The 18710-nt window shown below is 32.6% G+C and carries 16 protein-coding genes; 10 read left to right on the top strand and 6 right to left on the bottom strand.

The window, feature by feature from the left end; genetic code table 11:
• Nucleotides 1–216 precede the first annotated feature (216 nt).
• Together mobB and mobA are read right to left on the bottom strand one after the other, a co-directional pair.
• Nucleotides 217–1506: a conjugal transfer protein MobB gene (gene mobB / locus Q1W72_RS00540; RefSeq protein WP_302136724.1), complete on the bottom strand. Its 1290-nt coding sequence runs from the start codon at nt 1504–1506 to the stop codon at nt 217–219.
• Entirely contained in the window at nt 1503–1934 is a 432-nt protein-coding gene (mobA, locus tag Q1W72_RS00535; RefSeq protein WP_302137964.1) for a conjugal transfer protein MobA, read from the bottom strand. Before mobA ends, mobB begins: the two co-directional genes overlap by 4 nt.
• A 270-nt stretch (nt 1935–2204) precedes the next feature.
• Here mobA and Q1W72_RS00530 point away from each other — a divergent pair, with 270 nt between their 5' ends.
• Both Q1W72_RS00530 and Q1W72_RS00525 read left to right on the top strand, forming a co-directional pair.
• Nucleotides 2205–2840, top strand: a complete 636-nt coding sequence (locus Q1W72_RS00530) for a nucleotidyl transferase AbiEii/AbiGii toxin family protein (protein ID WP_302136723.1) — start codon at nt 2205–2207, stop codon at nt 2838–2840.
• A gap of 46 nt (nt 2841–2886) precedes the next feature.
• Entirely contained in the window at nt 2887–3198 is a 312-nt protein-coding gene (locus Q1W72_RS00525) for a hypothetical protein (RefSeq protein WP_099713498.1), read from the top strand.
• A gap of 1069 nt (nt 3199–4267) precedes the next feature.
• On the opposite strand, the gene Q1W72_RS00520 is transcribed toward Q1W72_RS00525, so the two are convergent.
• Entirely contained in the window at nt 4268–4624 is a 357-nt protein-coding gene (locus Q1W72_RS00520; protein WP_282730829.1) for a hypothetical protein, read from the bottom strand.
• A gap of 2 nt (nt 4625–4626) precedes the next feature.
• Complete coding sequence (locus Q1W72_RS00515) at nt 4627–5502, bottom strand: hypothetical protein (RefSeq protein ID WP_302136719.1); 876 nt, start codon at nt 5500–5502, stop codon at nt 4627–4629.
• 173 nt (nt 5503–5675) lie between these two features.
• Between Q1W72_RS00515 and Q1W72_RS00510 the strand changes: the two genes are divergently transcribed.
• From Q1W72_RS00510 to Q1W72_RS00490, 5 genes are all read left to right on the top strand, one after another.
• Nucleotides 5676–6071 carry a helix-turn-helix domain-containing protein gene (locus Q1W72_RS00510; protein ID WP_099713501.1) on the top strand — a complete coding sequence of 132 codons (396 nt, stop codon included), beginning with the start codon at nt 5676–5678 and terminating at the stop codon, nt 6069–6071.
• 139 nt (nt 6072–6210) lie between these two features.
• Nucleotides 6211–6468: a hypothetical protein gene (locus Q1W72_RS00505; protein WP_302136716.1), complete on the top strand. Its 258-nt coding sequence runs from the start codon at nt 6211–6213 to the stop codon at nt 6466–6468.
• A 1032-nt stretch (nt 6469–7500) separates the two neighbouring features.
• Nucleotides 7501–10683 carry a P-loop NTPase fold protein gene (locus Q1W72_RS00500; RefSeq protein ID WP_302136714.1) on the top strand — a complete coding sequence of 1061 codons (3183 nt, stop codon included), beginning with the start codon at nt 7501–7503 and terminating at the stop codon, nt 10681–10683.
• Nucleotides 10684–10900: 217 nt separating this feature from the next.
• Nucleotides 10901–11524 carry a hypothetical protein gene (locus Q1W72_RS00495; RefSeq protein WP_302136712.1) on the top strand — a complete coding sequence of 208 codons (624 nt, stop codon included), beginning with the start codon at nt 10901–10903 and terminating at the stop codon, nt 11522–11524.
• 119 nt (nt 11525–11643) lie between these two features.
• On the top strand, nt 11644–12051 hold the full coding sequence (locus Q1W72_RS00490) for a DUF6088 family protein (protein ID WP_302136710.1): 408 nt from the start codon (nt 11644–11646) through the stop codon (nt 12049–12051).
• A gap of 109 nt (nt 12052–12160) precedes the next feature.
• Here Q1W72_RS00490 and istB read toward each other — a convergent pair whose 3' ends face one another.
• The gene (istB, locus tag Q1W72_RS00485; RefSeq protein ID WP_302136708.1) at nt 12161–12898 is read right to left on the bottom strand and encodes an IS21-like element helper ATPase IstB; all 738 of its coding nucleotides are present in this window, start codon (nt 12896–12898) and stop codon (nt 12161–12163) included.
• Between the two features lie 16 nt (nt 12899–12914).
• Complete coding sequence (istA, locus tag Q1W72_RS00480) at nt 12915–14462, bottom strand: IS21 family transposase (protein ID WP_302136706.1); 1548 nt, start codon at nt 14460–14462, stop codon at nt 12915–12917.
• A gap of 39 nt (nt 14463–14501) precedes the next feature.
• Between istA and Q1W72_RS00475 the strand changes: the two genes are divergently transcribed.
• The 3 genes from Q1W72_RS00475 to Q1W72_RS00465 all read left to right on the top strand — a co-directional run bounded on the left by Q1W72_RS00475 (nt 14502) and on the right by Q1W72_RS00465 (nt 18692).
• Nucleotides 14502–14717 carry a hypothetical protein gene (locus tag Q1W72_RS00475; protein WP_302136704.1) on the top strand — a complete coding sequence of 72 codons (216 nt, stop codon included), beginning with the start codon at nt 14502–14504 and terminating at the stop codon, nt 14715–14717.
• Between the two features lie 183 nt (nt 14718–14900).
• Complete coding sequence (locus tag Q1W72_RS00470; protein ID WP_302136703.1) at nt 14901–16631, top strand: hypothetical protein; 1731 nt, start codon at nt 14901–14903, stop codon at nt 16629–16631.
• Between the two features lie 447 nt (nt 16632–17078).
• Nucleotides 17079–18692 (top strand): SIR2 family protein, encoded by a 1614-nt coding sequence (locus Q1W72_RS00465; protein WP_302136702.1) that lies wholly within the window; start codon nt 17079–17081, stop codon nt 18690–18692.
• Nucleotides 18693–18710 lie beyond the last annotated feature (18 nt).

Below are 18710 nucleotides of genomic sequence, written 5' to 3'. Positions count from 1 at the left end.
CTGACAGCTTAGGAGTAATTACAGTCTCACCGAGGAACTCTTTGGCTGCATTAGTCTCAAAGCAATATTAGAAACAGTTGTAAAAAAACAAAGACAATCCCTCCTTATCGTCGGGACAGTCTTTGTTTTTAAAAAAAGTTGGTACAGCCAATTTGATGAATCACTCCTTTGTCGTGAATCAACAAAAAGGCTGGCGATTAAAATTGATAGTATGCACTATCTTTTTTTGCGTCTGGCTTTCTTTTTCATTTGGTTGACAAATAATTCTTCATCATAGTCTTCTGCTTTTCCATTGGATAATAAGCCTCCAAAGACTTCAATAAGGTTGTTTTCTTCGTGGCTATTGCACAGATCTTCCTTAACCAAAAAGTCAAACAGCTTGTGTGATTGTTTGATATCTTCATTTATAGTCGCATTTTTCTTTGAGGCACCATTTCCCTGCACAGGCTGCTCCATTTTAGTGCCATTATTCCACCAGTCATTGAATACGTTAGCCGAAAGGTTTTTGCCTAATTGCGAACCATTCCACACGGATTTTGAACTATGGTCAACAAAAGTTATTCCATAAACTCTGCCTTCAATATTTCGTCTTACAACGGTATTAATACCTCGTTCCAACAACCTTTTTTTGAATTCTTTTTCATCCGATGCCGTCTGCAAGCACATCTCAATGGCTGTCTTAAGCAAAGCTTTGGATGGCTCATTTTTCAACAACTCTTTGGACTGGGCATAGCGTTGTTGAAGGTGAACATATCCTGCCTGTTTACCGAACAGCGAAGCCTTAAAGGGATTGCTTGCTTTTTCTCCCTTTTCATTTAATGCAAAATATACCAGTCCTTGTTTTGGGATTCCATTAAATTCACCCTTGACTTCTTCAGCGGTAATATTGAAAAGGGAAAGCAGGGCATTGTAGGTGCCGAAACCCTCAAATTTGTAATACTTTGGCAAATTACGGATTACCGAAGCCATCTGGCTCTTTATATCTCCAGCCTCATAATCAACTGGTTTGAATATTTGATTTTGTGGATTTTGCTTTTTCTCGATAGCAGATATCAAGCAGAATTGTTTTTCCAATTCCCGACAGACATTCATCGAATGTCTTTTTTCAAATTTATCCGATATTTTCCTGCCATTTTCATCCACACAAACTGATACGATATGAATATGGGTACGCTCAATATCTGTATGCTTGAATACCACAAAAGGCTGTTCAGCGTAACCCATTTTCTGCATATACTTTTGCGCCAGCTTTTCAAATTGTTCATCACTTACTTTATCCTTCGGATCAGGATTGAGAGAGATATGTAATATTGGTTTTTCAGTCTTTCGATTGGCCAGCAGGTACGGTTCAAAAGAACGCAACAGTTGACTAGTGGCGTAAATGCCATCAGGAGTTTCAATTATCTTATTGGTATACAAAACCTGCCCATTTTCCTTTTCCACTTTGAGCTGATTGTATGCCAATGCGCCATACAAATTGTTTCCTCTTCCGATTTTCGCTATCATTTTTTTAGGTATTTTGCTTCAAAATCCTCCGTTAGCTGAATGATTTTTTGACACAATACCGCCATTTCTGCTGTCTGTTTTTCCAATTTATAGAGATAGGCTGCGGCTTTCTTTTCAGAAAAATTGCGGTACAGTATTTTTACCACTTGGTTATAATTGGTTCCTACAGCCCTGAACTGTCCGAATAGGGTAGTCAGGCGCATATAGTAATCCATGGTTGCCTTGTCAACCGTTACGATTCTAATGCCTTTTTGGAAGACACATGCCGTAATAAAATGGGCCATTACATCCATTCGTGAAGCTTCATAGAGAGAAAGGAATCGTGCATTTTCCTCAGCACTAAGGCTTATAGAATAGCGGTGAACGGCGGGATCTTTCTTGGGATGCCTGCCTCCTTTATGCGGGGTGGTTCTGCCGTTGTCTTCCATAACCATTTTTACTGGTTTCGTCTAAAGAATTTTAAAACCAATATACTTTATCATTGGTAATGGCCTCTGGATATTGGAGAATATGGAAGCATTTGGCTTACTATTTCCGCATGTTGATTTTCGCCTTAAGGACAACTTCCGTCAAACAAAGCCACGACTGGACCCTTTCTAAGAGTGCCTCGCTTTCGGGATTAATTTCATGAGAAACGTGAAATTATGCTCTGCAAAGAAACAGTTAGCAAGGAGATGTGGGAACTTCTCCAAAGGCTTATGAAAGATGAAAAATTGAAAGACTATATATTGGTCGGCGGTACGGCGTTAGCCTTACGACTGGGACATCGCTTATCAGTGGATCTAGATCTTTTTACAACAAAAACTTTTAATTCGCAGATGATGCTCAAATATCTGCATGACACTTACGATGTAAATGAAAAGGAAAGCCAGTTCTTCCCGAACACTGTTCTTACCTACATCGATGATATAAAAGTCGATATTGTTACACACAATTACCCTCTTCTGAATTCCGTGGAAACAGCTGAAGGAGTCCGCATGATTTCCAATGAAGATATTGGAGCAATGAAACTCCATGCGATTCATCAGAGCGGAGACAGGTACAAGGATTTTGTTGACATGTACTTTATGCTTGAACGAGAACCATTAAAGTTCTACCTACAAGCCTATCAGAGAAAATACGATAAGGATCCCTACTGGGCTTCCATAGGTCTGAATACATATGACAAGATTAGTACCTTTGAAGGTATAGATATGCTGAAAGAAAAAGAGCAAAACTGGAAAATTATCCAAAAACGGCTGGAACTGGCAGTAAAAAATCCTTTGTATAAATTTAAATCAGAAAGCCAGGATTTACAGATTAATCCCAACAAAAAGAGAGGATTTCGCAGGTAATTAAGCAAAAAAACTTATATTTGATACTACACCAATTAAAAAAACAATGAAGCCATTAACCAAACATATACCTAATCTTCACCCTAAATTCTTTTGGGATTTTAGATTCGACAGTATTGACTGGGATGGAGGATATAAAATGGTAATTGCCCGTATTGTTGAGCGTGGAGGTCAGGATCAAATTGACGAAATCGTCCGTTTTTATGGTCGTGAAAAAGTAATTACTTCTATCCGTGACGAGATTTTCTTTCTTCCCAACTATGCCATTGAGAATGCTCTTAAATTCTTTCCCGAACTCAAAAAGGAAGAGATGTATTGCTATCTGAACCGCAAAGACAAACCCTATCACTGGATTTAGTGAATACCTAAATCCCTAAACGGGTTTTTCTTGGTTTATTTAATTCCTCATCTTTGCTTTGTTCAGTCTATTTGGACGGGTTGGAGTTTATATTTTGCTCAAAGAAATATTAAAAAGAAAACCAAGGTAGGACGTGCTGGATGAGCCTGTCCAAAAGACTACGGCATAATGGTTAGCTCGTGCCTCACAAACCACCCTTCGGGACTTATTCCGTTTCCTTTTGTCCTGTCTGCATCCCGTCCTTTGAAATTGCTTTCTTTTTCTTTTTTCCGATTTTCTGTTTTCTTTGGAAAAGATATTTTTATTGGTATTGTGAGGTTCAATTATCTTTTCAAGGTTTGTCTGAAATAAAATCGCAAAGTTTCCGGAAAAACCATAAAAGCATTTTTACATTTTATGCTTTTAAAAACACTTATGCAAATAGGCAAATACCTGCAGGCTTGCACATCTGAATACCTGCATACTTACATCCCTGCATACTTGCATGCTTACATTACTGTATACTTGAATGCCTGCATTTCCTCATGCTTGCTTACTTGCATCCCTGCATACTTGTATACTTGTATACTTGTATACTTGTATACTTGTATACTTGTATACTTGTATACTTGTATACTTGTATACTTGTATACTTGTATACTTGTATACTTGAATGCCTGCATTTCCTTATGCTTGCTTACTTGCATCCCTGCATACTTGAGCCTTTTCTTGAAAGAAAATATTTTAAGATACAACTCAATTATTACATCATATATCTCTCCGCAGTCTGCTGGCTTAAACAATAACACTGCCATATGAGAAGGATCCGATTTATTTAGATATATCTTTAAAATAAATTACTTTATAACCATTACAATAAAAAAGGGCCTCAAGCCCTTTCCATTAAAACCATATCCAATAATATTTTCGCAGGAAAATAGCAAGTTGTGTTTTGAGATGCTTGAAATGAATTCAGCATCTCAAAACCACTTGCCCGTGCGGGGAGCTGGAAAACGCCTCCAAAGTCGGCGTTTTATTAAAATTATAAATGGAAACAGGTTAATTGATAATGTCATTCTTATATGGATTGTTAGTCTTTTATTATATTTTCATCTTCCTTTCTAGAATCAGCAGGGAATAATATGCTGATTTCATTTAGCAGTTCAAATTCATCAATTGGAAATAACTGCAAGGCAATTCCCAGTATAAGCCCGACGTCAATTGACTGATTTTTTATCGTAATGGGAACTTCAGCTCCATCTTGATCCAGAGCCACAATACATAACTTTATAAGATTTCTAATAATTGAGGCAAGTTCCAAAAAATCAAACACTCTAATTTCTGCAGCATATAAACCGCTTTTGTCCCCTGCAGGTTTTAAGGTTCTCAGACACATGTCTGTTAATCTCTTGATAGCTTCAATATCTTTAACTCCATCTGTTTCCATGATTATTTTTTATTTTCAGTTATTTGATTTTCAATAATTTCAATTTGACTTAACCTCTCGAGTTCTTTTTGTATCTCTATATCGGCTTGTTTTTTAAATTTACCGCATCTCTCTTCCGTTATCTCATAATATAAATAATCAACATCGTTAGTCTTACTAAAACGTAACGTGTTGGGCTGTTGCTTAAGAAGTTTAAATATGGATTTGTCTTCCCGTGTTTGTCGGGGAAAAAAATCTGCAGTTATGGTAGTAAAGTATTCGCAGAGATTAAATAAATACTCTAATGCAAAATGATTAGGAGTGTAGCCTAAAAAGACACGGATCAAAGACAAACAGATTTGCTCCACTATTTGATGAAGAGCGGACATTTTTACTTCATCTGAACTAGAAGCATCATCATCATTATATACCCAGCCCCAGATTGTAGCAATATTATTCCTCCTCCATGCTATGTAATGCGATGTTGATTTTAAATTTCTTTTGGGAGTTTCGCTAATATTTAAATAAGGAGGCTTGTTAATATCTTGAAATAATAGCTCTGCGTTCTGCATGATCTGCCAAAAGAAAAACTGCTGGTCTTGGCAGAGGTCTTTTAGACTCTGCACGTGGTGAACAAGAACAGTAGCGGTCAAAGTACCCTGAGTCTTTGCTTTTATCTTATCGCTTATATCACTGACAGCATTTTCTTTGGTCTCCTGTACAAAAACTAAGAGGTATAAATGACTATGTTCTTTTTGGAGTTCTTTATCAGGATAAATTTTCCTGCTTGAACTATAAGCTGTTGCATACCTGCCAAAATAATAAATCGCAGATGTTTTAATGTGCTCAGTAATTACTTCCTTCAATTCTTTTTGCTGTGAAAATTCAATTGCATTCATAATTTTGCTTTTTTAATTAATACTTATCCGAAAAATTGTATCTTTGTCTAAAACACATTGCAAGTAAACAATAGATTGTACCGTACCGAACTAATCGAAATTGTATCATACTAATTCAGGCTTGTATTTTACCGATCTGAAAAAAATTAAAGAATTTTAAATACCTTTGATCTATGGAAACAGCAACAAAACCAAAACATATTGGCAGGAACATAAGCCGAATCAGAGAGCTTAGAGGTATGAAACAAGAAGCATTGGCTATTGCTATTGGTGTAAGTCAACAGTCAGTTTCTAACATTGAAGGAAGCGAAACAGTTGATGAAGAAAAATTAAAGGCAATTTCTGAAGTTCTTGGGGTTTCACCTGAAGCAATAAAAAATTATAGCGATGAAACTGTATTAAATGTTATCAATAATACTTTCACTAGTCATGATAGTTCAACAATTAATGCAATTAATATTCAGCCAAATTTTAATCCCCTGGATAAAGTAGTTGAGTTATACGAACGTTTAGTTCAGGCAGAAAAAGATAAGGTTGAGTATTTGGAAAAATTATTGAAGGCTAAATAAACCTTTTATAAAAGATATAATTAATTCCAAAAAGAGACCTCACAAGTCTCTTTTTTGTTTGTAGAATAGAAAGTAAATCAAGTTTTATTAGCGTAATATATTATTATTGTGCGTAAAATGAAAATCAAAAAATAAACCGATGGATAAAACTATTAAGCTAAGAGTTAAAAAAGAAATTGATAATAGCAGTGAGCTTAAAGTTTTGAAATTAAAAGGCACTCTAATTTCAAAAGGATACACTGAAATTATTCATATTGCTGATGAAAATACAGAGTATTATCTTAATTCATTTTCCACTTCCCCTGAGAATAAAAAAGAGGTGGAACATTTTGTTTTAAACTATATTACAGACTATAATCTTGCCGACACCATTTCGTTACTTCAAGAAAACAAATAAATGATTTTTGATTGCGGTAATTTTTTTTTAAATCATCTGCAAAAACCTTCCTGAAAACAGTCAGAATTTTGCACATTAATTAAAATCTATTCTTTTGAAAAAGTACGCTCCCTTATTCAAGATCTAATAATTATTTAGCAACATTTTCTTATGTATTGGAATAAGGGAGCGTACACTTTCTAAAACCTTTTACATAAGTAATCTTAGAGCTTTACATCCTCCCAAAGACCTCAAAAATTTCACGATAAAAAATCACAAAAAGTACAACTAAGGTATTGGACATCCATCAAGTGCGTGCCCATAATGTCACCGCTCATTCTTCGCAGTGCCACCCTTCAGGACTTATAGCACTCCGCTTAATGCACATCCAATTTTGCATTACTTTCTTTTTTTTCTTTTTCTTTTGAAAAATTTTTTTGCAGTCTGGCTGAATCATAAACCAACATTTTCTACTATTTATTGAAGACATTTAATAGGTAAAAATTACCCATGATTGTTTATGTCAAACACTAGCTTTAAATTAGCCTGTATCCTTTAAGAAGCTGCAAGATTGCAACGTTCCTGCAATCGGCAAGATGTCCGGTTGTATCAAAACCGATATCTTGCTGACTTTGCACTCGGAACTCATGGGCAGTGAAACTGAAAAATTTAGATTCCAAAAGAGTAATTATTATAGAGAATTGCAGAGTCTAATTCATATCAAAATATTTCTAATTGATTTTAGAATCACAAAATAAAATGATTATCAACATCTTTTAATAAAATTACAAAATTGATTGTTATTTCGCTCAAATTAGGTCATTTTGCCTATAATAACAATCATAGAAAATAAATTAATGTTCTTCTCTAAGTTATCTTTAACTTCAAGATTAATTGTAAAATTCAGAAATAATCCTACAATACGGTTTTCCTCACTATTGAAATTCTTTTTTTAGGTATCTTAGCCAAGATGATATTCTTGAGTTAATCAACAATTAATTGTTTTAGACAAATTAAGAACATAAAGAAAATTACTAACTAGAAAGTTAAATCATGAATAAAAATTCTACAGAAATAAAGAATTATAATTTTATTAAAAATCAACCATTAGGTGAAGATTTATTCAAAAATAAATCACAAGAAAAAACAGCTTTAGTTATCAGTGAAAAGATAATTAAAGACCCTGAATTTAAAATTATAGGTATTGATGGGGAATGGGGTTCAGGTAAGAGTAATTTAGTTAGGTTAATTGAAAATAAATTAGAAAAATCTCATAAGTTTTTTGTTTATGATGTTTGGGGTCATCAAGAAGATGAACAAAGAAAATCAATATTGGTTGAACTTACTGATTTTATAAAGAATGAAACGGATTTATTAAAGAAAGGAAATGAAAAAATATGGGATAATAAATTAAAATTTTTATTGGCTAAATCAAAAGAAACTACGACAATTAATCAACCCTATTTAAGTGTCGGTTTTATTTTTAGTTTATTATCAATTGTTTATATCCCAACTGTAAACGTTTTCAAAGATTCTTTAAAAGATTTTTTTGAGATTGACTCATTATTTTGGAAGATAGTTTTAGTTACATTCCCAATATTAATTGTTCTAGGTATTTATTTTTGGAATGTTATCAAATATTGGTGCTTGAAAAGTGGATTTTGTAAAGCCTTCAAATTATCCGCTGAAGAAACCTTTCAGGTATATACAAATAAACAAAAAGAGGAAACGAAGATTGAAACAATTTCTGAAGACCAACCTTCTGTAAGAGACTTTCAAAATTGGATGGAAGATATTAATAATGATTTAAACAAACCAATTGTTATTGTATTTGATAATTTTGATAGGTTACCAAAAAAACACATTCAAAATATTTGGTCTTCTATTCATATTTTCTTTGCTGAAAAAAAATACTCTAACATCAAAGTTATTATTCCATTTGATAGAGAACATATTCAAAATGCTTTTAAAGAGCTAAACGCCGGTGATAGTAAATTTGGTGATGATTATGTAAATAAGACTTTTGATATTGTTTTTAGAGTGACTAAACCAATTATGTCAAATTGGAAAGAGTTTTTTGAAGCCAATTGGAAGAAAGCTTTCGTAAATCCTGATGAAGAAGAATTAAAGTTAGTTGTTCAAGTTTATGAATTTTTAAATCGTAGAATAACTCCTCGAGAAATTATTTCTTTCATCAATGAAATTCTAACAATTAAACTTTTAGATGATAAATTTAAAGAAAGATACATAGCTATTTTTGTACTTAAAAAAGATAAAATTCTTAATAATCCCTTAAAAGCTGTCACTGATATAAAAGATATTGTGGACGGACTTTTTCATGTTTACGCAAATGATTCAGAATACGCAAAACAACTAACTGCTATCGTATATCACATAGAAGTTGATAAAGCATTAGAGCTAATTTATACACAAGAGTTAAAAGATTCAATGCTTAAAAATGATGTTGAACATTTTAATGAAATTTGTAATTCTGATTTCATTAATGCTATGTTTTATTCAACTATGTTAGAAATCGATAATTTTGAAAATCCTATTTTAACTTTAGCTGCTATTAACAATGAATCGAATGTTTCAATAACAAATATTCAACAGACTTGGAATTTATTTAATAACCGAGTACTTCAATTAGATTTTTCAATAACAAAATTTCAAATTAGTGATTGGCAATTAGCCTTACTAAAAAATATATCTGACGATAAATATCTAACAAAATTATTGGATGGTTATTTTAATTTAATTGATGATTCAAATATTGAAAATTATATTGATTTAATTGATGATTTAATTATTGATTTAAAGACAGAAAGGGTTTTAGGTTACTTGGTAAAACGTAAAATTTCTGACAAGAATTTCATTAAGTTTCTTGAGTATAGTGGTGAAAACTATGGAATATATAAGCTATATACTGATTATAAATCATTAGATCAATATCTTTCTAAATTAAGTATTGAGGAAATCTTAAAATTAAAAAACACAGAGTTTTTACCTGAAGAATATGACTTCAAAAGCTATAAAGCAATATTAAAGAATAGTTTAAATACATTTATAGATAAAAACAATGTTCAATCTTCAAACGATGTTTTGGTTAAGCTTAAAGAAAGATCTAAAAAAAATGGAGATATGAAAGATTTATTAGATGATTCAAGAATATATTCGCTGTACTCTAGTTTTTCATCTTCAGAATTACCAATTATAAATGAATTAATTGCTATGAGAATAGCAAAAGGTTCAGGTTTTAATTCTGCATATGTCTCTCAATTTACTAGCATTTTAAGCTTAAATGATGACAAACGTGCAGAAGCAATTTCTGAAATTATCTTAAAGTATATTGAATATGGCGAGCTATTGTTACTTTCTAAACATTTCAATAGCTCTCCACTATTTAAACAAATAATTTTAAAAATGTTTAATAAAACTGATTTAGGAAAATCAGCCAATATTATTCCTTTAATTGAAAATTATGATGAAATAAAAGGAGGTTTAGGAATAGATGATAATTTACTTATTAATGAATTTAATAAGTGGGAAGTTGATAAGAATAAGTTAGACATTAATAAATTAAGTGATTTATTTATAAATGATTGCCTTAATTCCTCGGATTTGAGGATTTCTAAGGATTTATTTGAGGTTTTTAATATGGAATTTAAAAATTTAGATAATGAAGCTTATGGAACTGTTTTTGATGATGGTACAGATGTTCATTTCAAATATTTTAAACATTTAGAATTTGATAATCTTTCTCAAACCTCATTAGATGTCTTTGGAAATAAATTGATTGAAAAATTGAAGTCTAATAAGGCAATTGACAATAATAATTGGGACATTTTAGCTATTTATGATTCTAATCATTCAACAATATCTATAATAAATACTTTAAAAAATATTTTAAGTGAAATATTCACATCAAAAATTGAGTTTAAAATAGATTCTGCTAAAAAATTAATACCATATTTTATTAAATATGATTTATTAAAAAACCATAATGATATTTTCAGATTAGTAATTAAAAATGATTTTCTTTCTGATTCAGAATTTGTTACTCTGCTAATTTCTAATTCTGAATATTTAAAAAACATCTATAAAAACGCAATACAATCAGATAAAGACGGATTTAGAAATTTAATAAACCAAAAAAGAGAAGATAATTCTGAATTTGAAAGTTTAGCAAAAAGTTTAGACCTCCGAAAATCAAAAAGTAATTCTGAGGAGAATTAATGTCCGTAATATACAATTTACTATTTTCCCAACATCAGTAAAATGGTATCAAATCCTAATAAATTAAGTTATAAATAATGGCAAAATATAGTGTACACAAACAACCCGTAGAAACTTTTTTAAGTTGGATTAAATCTTGCGATATTGCAATTCCTGAAATACAACGAACGTTTGTTTGGAATCCTTTAAAAGTTACAGATTTTAAAAATATAATATATTGAAAGATCTAATAGAAATAGATGCTGCTTTTTGCAATCATTATAGCAGTTTACTTGAGACACAGCGAGCAATTAGTGAAGAATTAGAAATTTATTCATTTGATTTAAACAAAAATGATATTACACAAGCGATACATAACCGTATGCTTTCTTTTTGGGCATTTAATGCTAATAACTGTAAAGATTTAGGTAGAACCGTAAATACGGTTGCATCCGATTTTTTCACGGAAACTTGCTTGTTTTTTTTTAAGCAAGTTTTTAAACAACGTGGTATGGAAGTTTATTCAGAAAAAAACATACTGAAAGAATTGAGTAGAAAAAGTATGCGTCCTGATATTTCTATTTGGAAGAATCATGATTTAATAGCTGTTATAGAGCTAAAAGTAAGTGATGGTTGGAAAAGAGCAGGCATGCTGAATCATTTAGAAGAACGTAAAAAAAACATACAGAAAATTTATCCTGAAATTTTTTTTGGAGCAATAGCTTATTGGGATTGCTTTCGAAACATTGATAATGACTTATATCCAAATTACTTAGGACTAGTGATCCATGATAATAAGTACAATCATCCTAGCACAGGACGTACAATTGAGGAAATGATAAAGAGAATAATAGAGAATTAGTACTATGCAGTTGTTTTGAAGTGAGATTATATCAAATACAATATTTAACGATTAAAAAATGTCCAGTTTTTTATATAATAAACTGGACATTTTTATATATTTGTAGCAAATAGTACTACATGAAAACTACTGATTACATAGCTGTTACCATAGATCGACTTCCGAAAGGATATGTATTCACCTATGATGATTTTACTTCAGAAGTCAACAAAGAGCAAGCTGTAATAAAGGCATTAAACCGTATGGCAGCTTCTGGTAAGATAACAAAGCTAGCAAAAGGAAAGTTTTACAAGGCAGAAAGTACTCCTTTTGGGAATTTAGAACCCAACCAATATCAAGTGGTAAAAGATTTACTAGAAGATGATGGCAAAATAATTGGTTATCTTACGGGTTACAGTATATACAACCAGTTAGGATTGACTACCCAAATAAGCAATACCATTCAAATTGCTAGAAACGACATTCGTCCTACATTGCAAATTCCAGTGATATTGACCACCCAATTCCAATTTAAAGTGACCACCTGATTCCAATTCAAAATGACCATCCAATTCCGGAGCAAACTGACCACCCCAATTTTTCATTAAAAACTGCTCTTTTTCATCTGTTAATTAGTATTCAAATATACTTAAAATATTATCCTTTGTTTATGCCTCTTTTTTTTCTCATAGATTCCCCATGTAATTCGAGTCGGTGAGATTGATGTATAAGTCTATCCAAAATTGCATCAGCTATAGTTTTTTCGCCAATTATATCATACCAACCTTGCACTGGGATTTGTGATGTTACAATTATAGAACCATTATTATGCCTGTCTTCAATGATCTCCAAAAGGGTAATTCGGTTGTGACTATCCAATGCTTGGAGTCCAAAATCGTCAAGTATAATGACATCTTGCCTTTCAATTTTAGCAAGCTCTCGCAGGTAAGAGCCATCTGCTTTGGCCATTTTTAATTTAGCAAACAACTTCGAAGTATTAAAATAACTCACTTTAAAACCTTGTATACAGGCTTGATAACCCAATGCGGTGCCTAAATAACTTTTACCTACACCAGTACTTCCTGTGATTAAGATATTTTCGTTTTTTTCTACAAATTCACATTCAGCCAGACGCAGTATTGTATTTCGATCCAGATTACGGGTTTGGTCAAAATTGATGCTTTCAATATTTGATTTATAATGGAATCGGGCATTGGTGATGCTACGCTCAATACGACGATTGTGTCTTTCATCCCATTCGGCATCAATAAGCATCGATACAAACTGATCGAGTGTGTAATGATCTGTTTTTCCGCTTTCAATGGCTGTTTTAAAAGCATTGAACATGCCATAAAACTTCATTTGTTTCATTTTTGTTACTGTGGATTCATTCATGTTTTCAAGATTTAATTTAGTTATAATAATGTTTTCCTCTTATGTTACCGTGATTGGGGAGTTCTTGCTCTGGTTCTTGTTCAAAATCAATATGGTCTAAGTTGTTTTCCAAAATATTTTGTATCGTTTTGAAATTGTAAATTTTAAAATCAAGCGCCCGTTTACAGGCATTTATCAATCGTTGCTTACCTACTTTTTTTTCGAAGTTTAGGATTCCTAAACAACTTTTATAAGCCTGTTCAGGATGGTTTCTGCTGTCGATTATCTGCAAAATATATTCTCCTACTGATTCATCAATCCTATTTGCCCAATCAATAAAGCGGGCAGCACTCCATTGAGCCACAAACTGATGTGTACTGGCTAAATGCTCCGGGATTGTGGTATAGATATAAGGTTTGTAATCCCTTGGATGAATGGCTATCCGATTGTATTTATAATAGATCTCCACGGTTGATTTGGTATACAGGAGTTTCGCTTTTTTCTTTACATATTGATACGGAACACTGTAATAATTTTTGTCCTGGCTTAATTGGACATGCCCGTTTTGCATTACCGTTGCAAAGGATTGGTATTTGATTTCAAAACGTTCTTGTGGTAATGGACGCAGTTTTTGCTTCTCATCCTCTAAAAATAATTCTTTTCGAGAGTAAGGGCGTCCGGTGAGTTTCCGACTATTATGGGTATCTAATAAATCCCATACCTGCTGGTTTAATTCTTCCAGAGAAAAGAATTTAGTTTCTTTTAGGGTTACATAAATCCTTCTGTACAATATCTTGACAGCACCTTCAACTAATGATTTGTCTCTTGGTTTATAAGCCCTGGCGGGCAAGATTGTAGTTTCGTAATGTTCCGCTAAATCAGCCAAAGTTTCATTAATTGTCGGCTCAAAACGACTGCTTTTTATTACTGCAGATTTTAAATTATCCGGGACAATTGCCGCAGGAGTGCCTTCAAAAAAACGCATGGCATTTTCTACCGAAGTGACAAAATCTTCCTTTTGCTGGCTCATGGAAGCTTCAGCATACGTGTATTGACTGGCTCCCAATATGGCCACAAAAAATTGTACTTCTTTGATTTCCCCAGTGTCGTTATCTATAATGGAGAGTGTTTTTCCGGCATAATCTACATACATTTTATCACCGGCTTTGTGATTCATATGCATTACCGGATTGACTCGTTTACTCCATACTTTGTAATGATGAGCAAATTGCGAACTCCTGTAACCATCAGGATTTATGGCAACATATTGTTCCCACATATGTTGTATGGTGACGCCAACTTTTTTTAGTTCACGCTCCATTTTAGGGAAAAAATTATGGAGTTTTTGCAATTTGGGACTAATTGATTCCACGGTAGTCTGTGAAAACAAAAGCTCTAGTTCAGTATCTGTTTTTTTGTCAATTAATTCAAAGCTTAATCCGAGAACTTCAAATAAAGAAATATACTTCTTTACCGTATTCCTGGAAAGGGATAAGTAGCTACTTATAAACAACTTACTCTTTCCATCACAATAGAATTTAATTACTTTTCTAATTTTACTCATGTCTGTTATTTTGTTTGCCATAATCCGTATTTTTTTTAACGAATGTATGGTTCTAACAACATGAAAAAGTCAGCAGTTTTTAATAATCAATTTACCCCAAAATTAGGTGGTCAATTTGAATTGGAAAGTGGTGGTCAGTTTGCTCCGGAACTGGTGGTCAATTTACACTGGAAAGTGGTGGTCAATTTGACCGGTTTTTCCATCAATTTATTAAAAACATCAATTGTAGTATTCTGTTTTGTGTACTATTGTAAAAACTTGTGCTTGATTACGTAGCGCATGAGCCTCAATAATAAGATAGATCGCTTAAAATAGCAAACATCTGGAAATTAGTCCTAAGCATTGTGGAAATCCGTAAATATCAATAATTACTTTGTTATATCTTGGCAGAAATAACTATCTATTTCTGAGTTACAAATATGTAAAACGTATATCTCAGACAATTAAAACTATATCAGTATGATAAAAATTATCGAAATAGAAAACATAAAAGGAATTCATCGTAAAACTTTTAATCTTGACATTTTTCCAAATAAACCTAGTTTACTTGTCGCGCCTAATGGATTTGGAAAAAGTTCTCTAGCTACCGCTTTCAAATCAATGAACAATAGAAGAATAATATTGCAAGATGAGGACTGTTATCAATGCAATGCCGCTAACCTTCCTCGAATTAGATTACAATACCAAAAGCCCGACAATTCTATCGTCAATGTCGAAGCAACTAGTACAACAAATTCTATAAGTACTGAATTCGATTATTTTGTAATTAACAACAACACGAAACCACGTGGAATCGGATCAATCTATGGTAGGGCAACTGCTAGTTTAGAAATAAAAGATATTGTTTTGATCGATCGTATACCGGATAGAATTAGATTTGATTATTCTTATCGTGATTTACAGGAGAGATTTGGATCTAATTCTAAAGTTTTACCGAATGCTACTGCTGCATTATCAAATTTTACTTTAATGCAAAAAATTAGTGAACTATATCAATCTTTGCAACGTGCAAATGGAAACAGAATTAACGCACAGACTAATGCTGTCATTAACCAAATAAATGTGCAAACGGGTTCTACGCAAATATTAACTAATTGGATCAGAGATAATCAGCTACAGGAACTAAAACAAATTGATTACTTGAAAAATTTAGGGGACCTTATTCATAGTTTTGATTTAGGTTATAATTCAGAGTCAAAAAGTTATCTCGTAGCTATTCAATTAATCTGGATGTTTAATCAGAATCCCGATTCTTTCAAAAATGCTTGCGTATTTAACAACTATCGATTAGACAAACAAGAATTTGATACAACTTTAGCAGATTTTAATAGTACCTGGCAAAATATTCGAGCAAGCGAAACGGGAGGGAAATTGATTGTAAAGTTCCCTCCAGCTGTAAGTATATCTAATGGTCAGCGAGATATTTTAACTTTTATTGCTATGCTATTTAAAGCTAAAAGAGAATTGAAAAAGGAAGCAAATATTTTGATAATTGATGAAGTATTCGACTATCTAGATGATGCCAATTTAACAGCTGCACAATATTACATAACCAATCTGATAAAAGAGTATTCTTCACGAGGAAAAAGATTATATCCACTTATCTTAACACACTTAAACCCACAGTATTTTAAAAATTTTGCTTTTAGCAATCAAAAGGTTTATTTTTTAGATGCATCAACAGTTCAGGTTAATCCGAGCATGACTGCATTGTTGCGCAACAGAGAACATGTGTCAATTCAGAACGATGTTTCAAAATACCTACTTCATTACGATCCTGGTGTAATTAATAAACGTGCCGAGTTTCGAGCATTAGGAATTCGTGAACTTTGGGGAGATGCAAAAAACTTTAACCAATACTTGACAGATCAAGCTCAAAACTATTTAAACAATCAACCATACGACCCATTTGCAGTTTGCGGTGCTGTTCGCGTACGAGTTGAGGAAATAGCTTATAATAAACTTCAAAGTCAGCAAGCAAGAGATACATTTTTGGCAACTCATAAAACGAGAAGCAAACTTGAAAAAGCAGAGGAAATGGGTGTAGTTTCTCCAGAATCACATTATTTACTTGGAGTAATTTATAATGAGGGCATGCATTGGAAAGATCATCAAGATAATGTTTCACCAATTGCAGCTAAACTTGAAAATCTTGTTATTAAAAAACTCATTCGAGATGTATTGGTTTAACTACTATGTCAGCGCCTAACCGCCACTAGGTCGAAATTGCCGAGATTTCGGTAGTCGGATGTTGCTTTTTACGAACATTATTTATCTTCAGAAGAGAGATCTCAGCTCGCTTTGATCAGCAACCTCGCTTATCGGCTAACTTAGGAAATATTTCATTTTATATTTTCGAGAAATGTCAAAATTGGTATTAATTGTTCTATTACAGTCCCTGACACTGCATACAAAGACAAACAACGCCATTGGATTCCAATCAGGTTGTTTTCTGTAAATGTATTGCACAAATTACTTTGCCTTAATTCTTACTAAAGAAAATAATTTCAATATACAAAAAAAGCCAATCATATTGCTTTTCTTTGTGTAACATTTTGAAAATTTGTGCTTAATCAAGTAGCGGGAACATAAGTTATATGCCATTATTGTATCGAGCACAAGTAATAAACCTTAACTATGAAAAAGGATATTAATCCAGCCAAAGAAGTTTTCAAAAAAAAATTAAAGGAGACATTAATTGAATCGCAACGACCTCCATTTTTGTTTGTAGGGTCGGGAATTTCAATTCGCTACAATTCTATACCAACTTGGATGAATTTATTGAAAGCATTTGTTGAGGACAACAAAGAATGCTTTGCTTATGAGTTCGGTTATTATTCTTCAAAGTGTTCTAACGATCCTTTAAAAATCGCTTCAAATCTTGCCGAGGAATTTCATGAGTTTTGGTGGAAGTCAGAGAAATACAAAGCTAGCCGTGAAACATTCAAAAAGATTGCTGGGCAAGATACAGAGATAGCTTTTAAAATCGAACTATCAAACTTTGTAAAAAAATCGATTAAACCTAATAAGAAACTAGATGAAGAAGTGTCCATGTTGTCTTCCGCCGTCATTAGTGGGATACTTACGACAAATTGGGATGATTTCACTCAAAGCACCTTTCCCGAATTCCAAGTTCAAATCGGACAAAAAGAAGCAATTTTTGCAGATCAGAGGTCAATAGGAGAACTTTATAAAATTCATGGCTGTACTTCTCTTCCCGAGTCCTTAGTAGTTACAACTACAGATTATGATAAGTTCATTTCAAACAATCACTATTTAAATGCAAAACTTCTAACTTTATTCGCCGAATACCCGATAATATTTGTTGGATATTCATTGTCTGATCGCAACATTGAACTCGTCCTGAAAAATTTAATTTCGTGTTTAGATAAAGAACTGTTTCACGTTGAAAAGCTAAAAAATAGATTGTTTTTTGTCGAATGGCAAGAAAGTCCATGTGATCCTTCGTTTGAATGTTCGACATACACAATGGAATCCATATCTCTTCCATTAATTAAGATTAAGGTTCACGATTACAAAGATATTTGGGAAGTACTATCAAATCTACCCCGGACATTATCGGTAAAAACTTTGCGTCAACTTCAAAGCATGGTTTTCGAATTCGTAACAACATCAAAACCGACAGGAAAAGTATTTGTAAATGGAATTGACGAATTAGACACTATCGAAAATTTAGAGGTTGTTGTGGGATTTGGAAATATATCAAAATTAGAAGATAAAGGAATTATAGGTTTGAAAACGTCAGACTTACTTCGAGATATCTTGTTTAATCAAATTTCACCTCAAAATTATCGAGAAATTGTCGAGAAATTGCTTCCCACAGTTGTAAGGAAAAATACTTTTGTTCCGTTTTTTAAATATCAAAAAGGATATAAAAATCTTAATTTAGATAACTCGCTAAAAGATCATTCGGGTACGAACTTTACTTTAACACAGTCTAACACGATCACAATGGAAGATTATCGAATTAATTCTGAACGTTCGAGAATGATGAAGCTTGTAAAAAAATATGATACACTAGGCGCCCTTATAATGGATTCGACGGCGATTCATACATTACAACGGATTCCATATTTGAGTGTTGAAAAAATTGATGTCAAAGTACTTTCTGCTTTTCTAAAAAAGCATTGGGATGACTTTGGTGAGAAGGAACATATTTACTCTTCAGGTTATCGAAAATGTATATGTATTTTGGATTTCCTAAAATATACTTTTCCTAAAGACAAATAAACCGCAAATGCAACTGAC

The sequence above is a fragment of the Flavobacterium sp. ZE23DGlu08 genome (assembly GCF_030505335.1).
GTDB classification, from domain to species: Bacteria; Bacteroidota; Bacteroidia; order Flavobacteriales; family Flavobacteriaceae; genus Flavobacterium; species Flavobacterium algoritolerans.
The sequence above is the reverse complement of the archived record's forward strand: the minus strand, read 5'-3'. Positions and strand labels throughout refer to the sequence as shown.

What these genes read in the sequence shown, in the direction of transcription:
- mobB (WP_302136724.1), bottom strand. Translation starts at nt 1,506, where the DNA reads ATGATAGCGAAAATCGGAAGAGGAAACAATTTGTATGGCGCATTGGCA.
- mobA (WP_302137964.1), bottom strand. Translation starts at nt 1,934, where the DNA reads ATGGAAGACAACGGCAGAACCACCCCGCATAAAGGAGGCAGGCATCCC.
- Q1W72_RS00530 (WP_302136723.1), top strand. Translation starts at nt 2,205, where the DNA reads ATGAAAGATGAAAAATTGAAAGACTATATATTGGTCGGCGGTACGGCG.
- Q1W72_RS00525 (WP_099713498.1), top strand. Translation starts at nt 2,887, where the DNA reads ATGAAGCCATTAACCAAACATATACCTAATCTTCACCCTAAATTCTTT.
- Q1W72_RS00520 (WP_282730829.1), bottom strand. Translation starts at nt 4,624, where the DNA reads ATGGAAACAGATGGAGTTAAAGATATTGAAGCTATCAAGAGATTAACA.
- Q1W72_RS00515 (WP_302136719.1), bottom strand. Translation starts at nt 5,502, where the DNA reads ATGAATGCAATTGAATTTTCACAGCAAAAAGAATTGAAGGAAGTAATT.
- Q1W72_RS00510 (WP_099713501.1), top strand. Translation starts at nt 5,676, where the DNA reads ATGGAAACAGCAACAAAACCAAAACATATTGGCAGGAACATAAGCCGA.
- Q1W72_RS00505 (WP_302136716.1), top strand. Translation starts at nt 6,211, where the DNA reads ATGGATAAAACTATTAAGCTAAGAGTTAAAAAAGAAATTGATAATAGC.
- Q1W72_RS00500 (WP_302136714.1), top strand. Translation starts at nt 7,501, where the DNA reads ATGAATAAAAATTCTACAGAAATAAAGAATTATAATTTTATTAAAAAT.
- Q1W72_RS00490 (WP_302136710.1), top strand. Translation starts at nt 11,644, where the DNA reads ATGAAAACTACTGATTACATAGCTGTTACCATAGATCGACTTCCGAAA.
- istB (WP_302136708.1), bottom strand. Translation starts at nt 12,898, where the DNA reads ATGAATGAATCCACAGTAACAAAAATGAAACAAATGAAGTTTTATGGC.
- istA (WP_302136706.1), bottom strand. Translation starts at nt 14,462, where the DNA reads ATGGCAAACAAAATAACAGACATGAGTAAAATTAGAAAAGTAATTAAA.
- Q1W72_RS00475 (WP_302136704.1), top strand. Translation starts at nt 14,502, where the DNA reads ATGAAAAAGTCAGCAGTTTTTAATAATCAATTTACCCCAAAATTAGGT.
- Q1W72_RS00470 (WP_302136703.1), top strand. Translation starts at nt 14,901, where the DNA reads ATGATAAAAATTATCGAAATAGAAAACATAAAAGGAATTCATCGTAAA.
- Q1W72_RS00465 (WP_302136702.1), top strand. Translation starts at nt 17,079, where the DNA reads ATGAAAAAGGATATTAATCCAGCCAAAGAAGTTTTCAAAAAAAAATTA.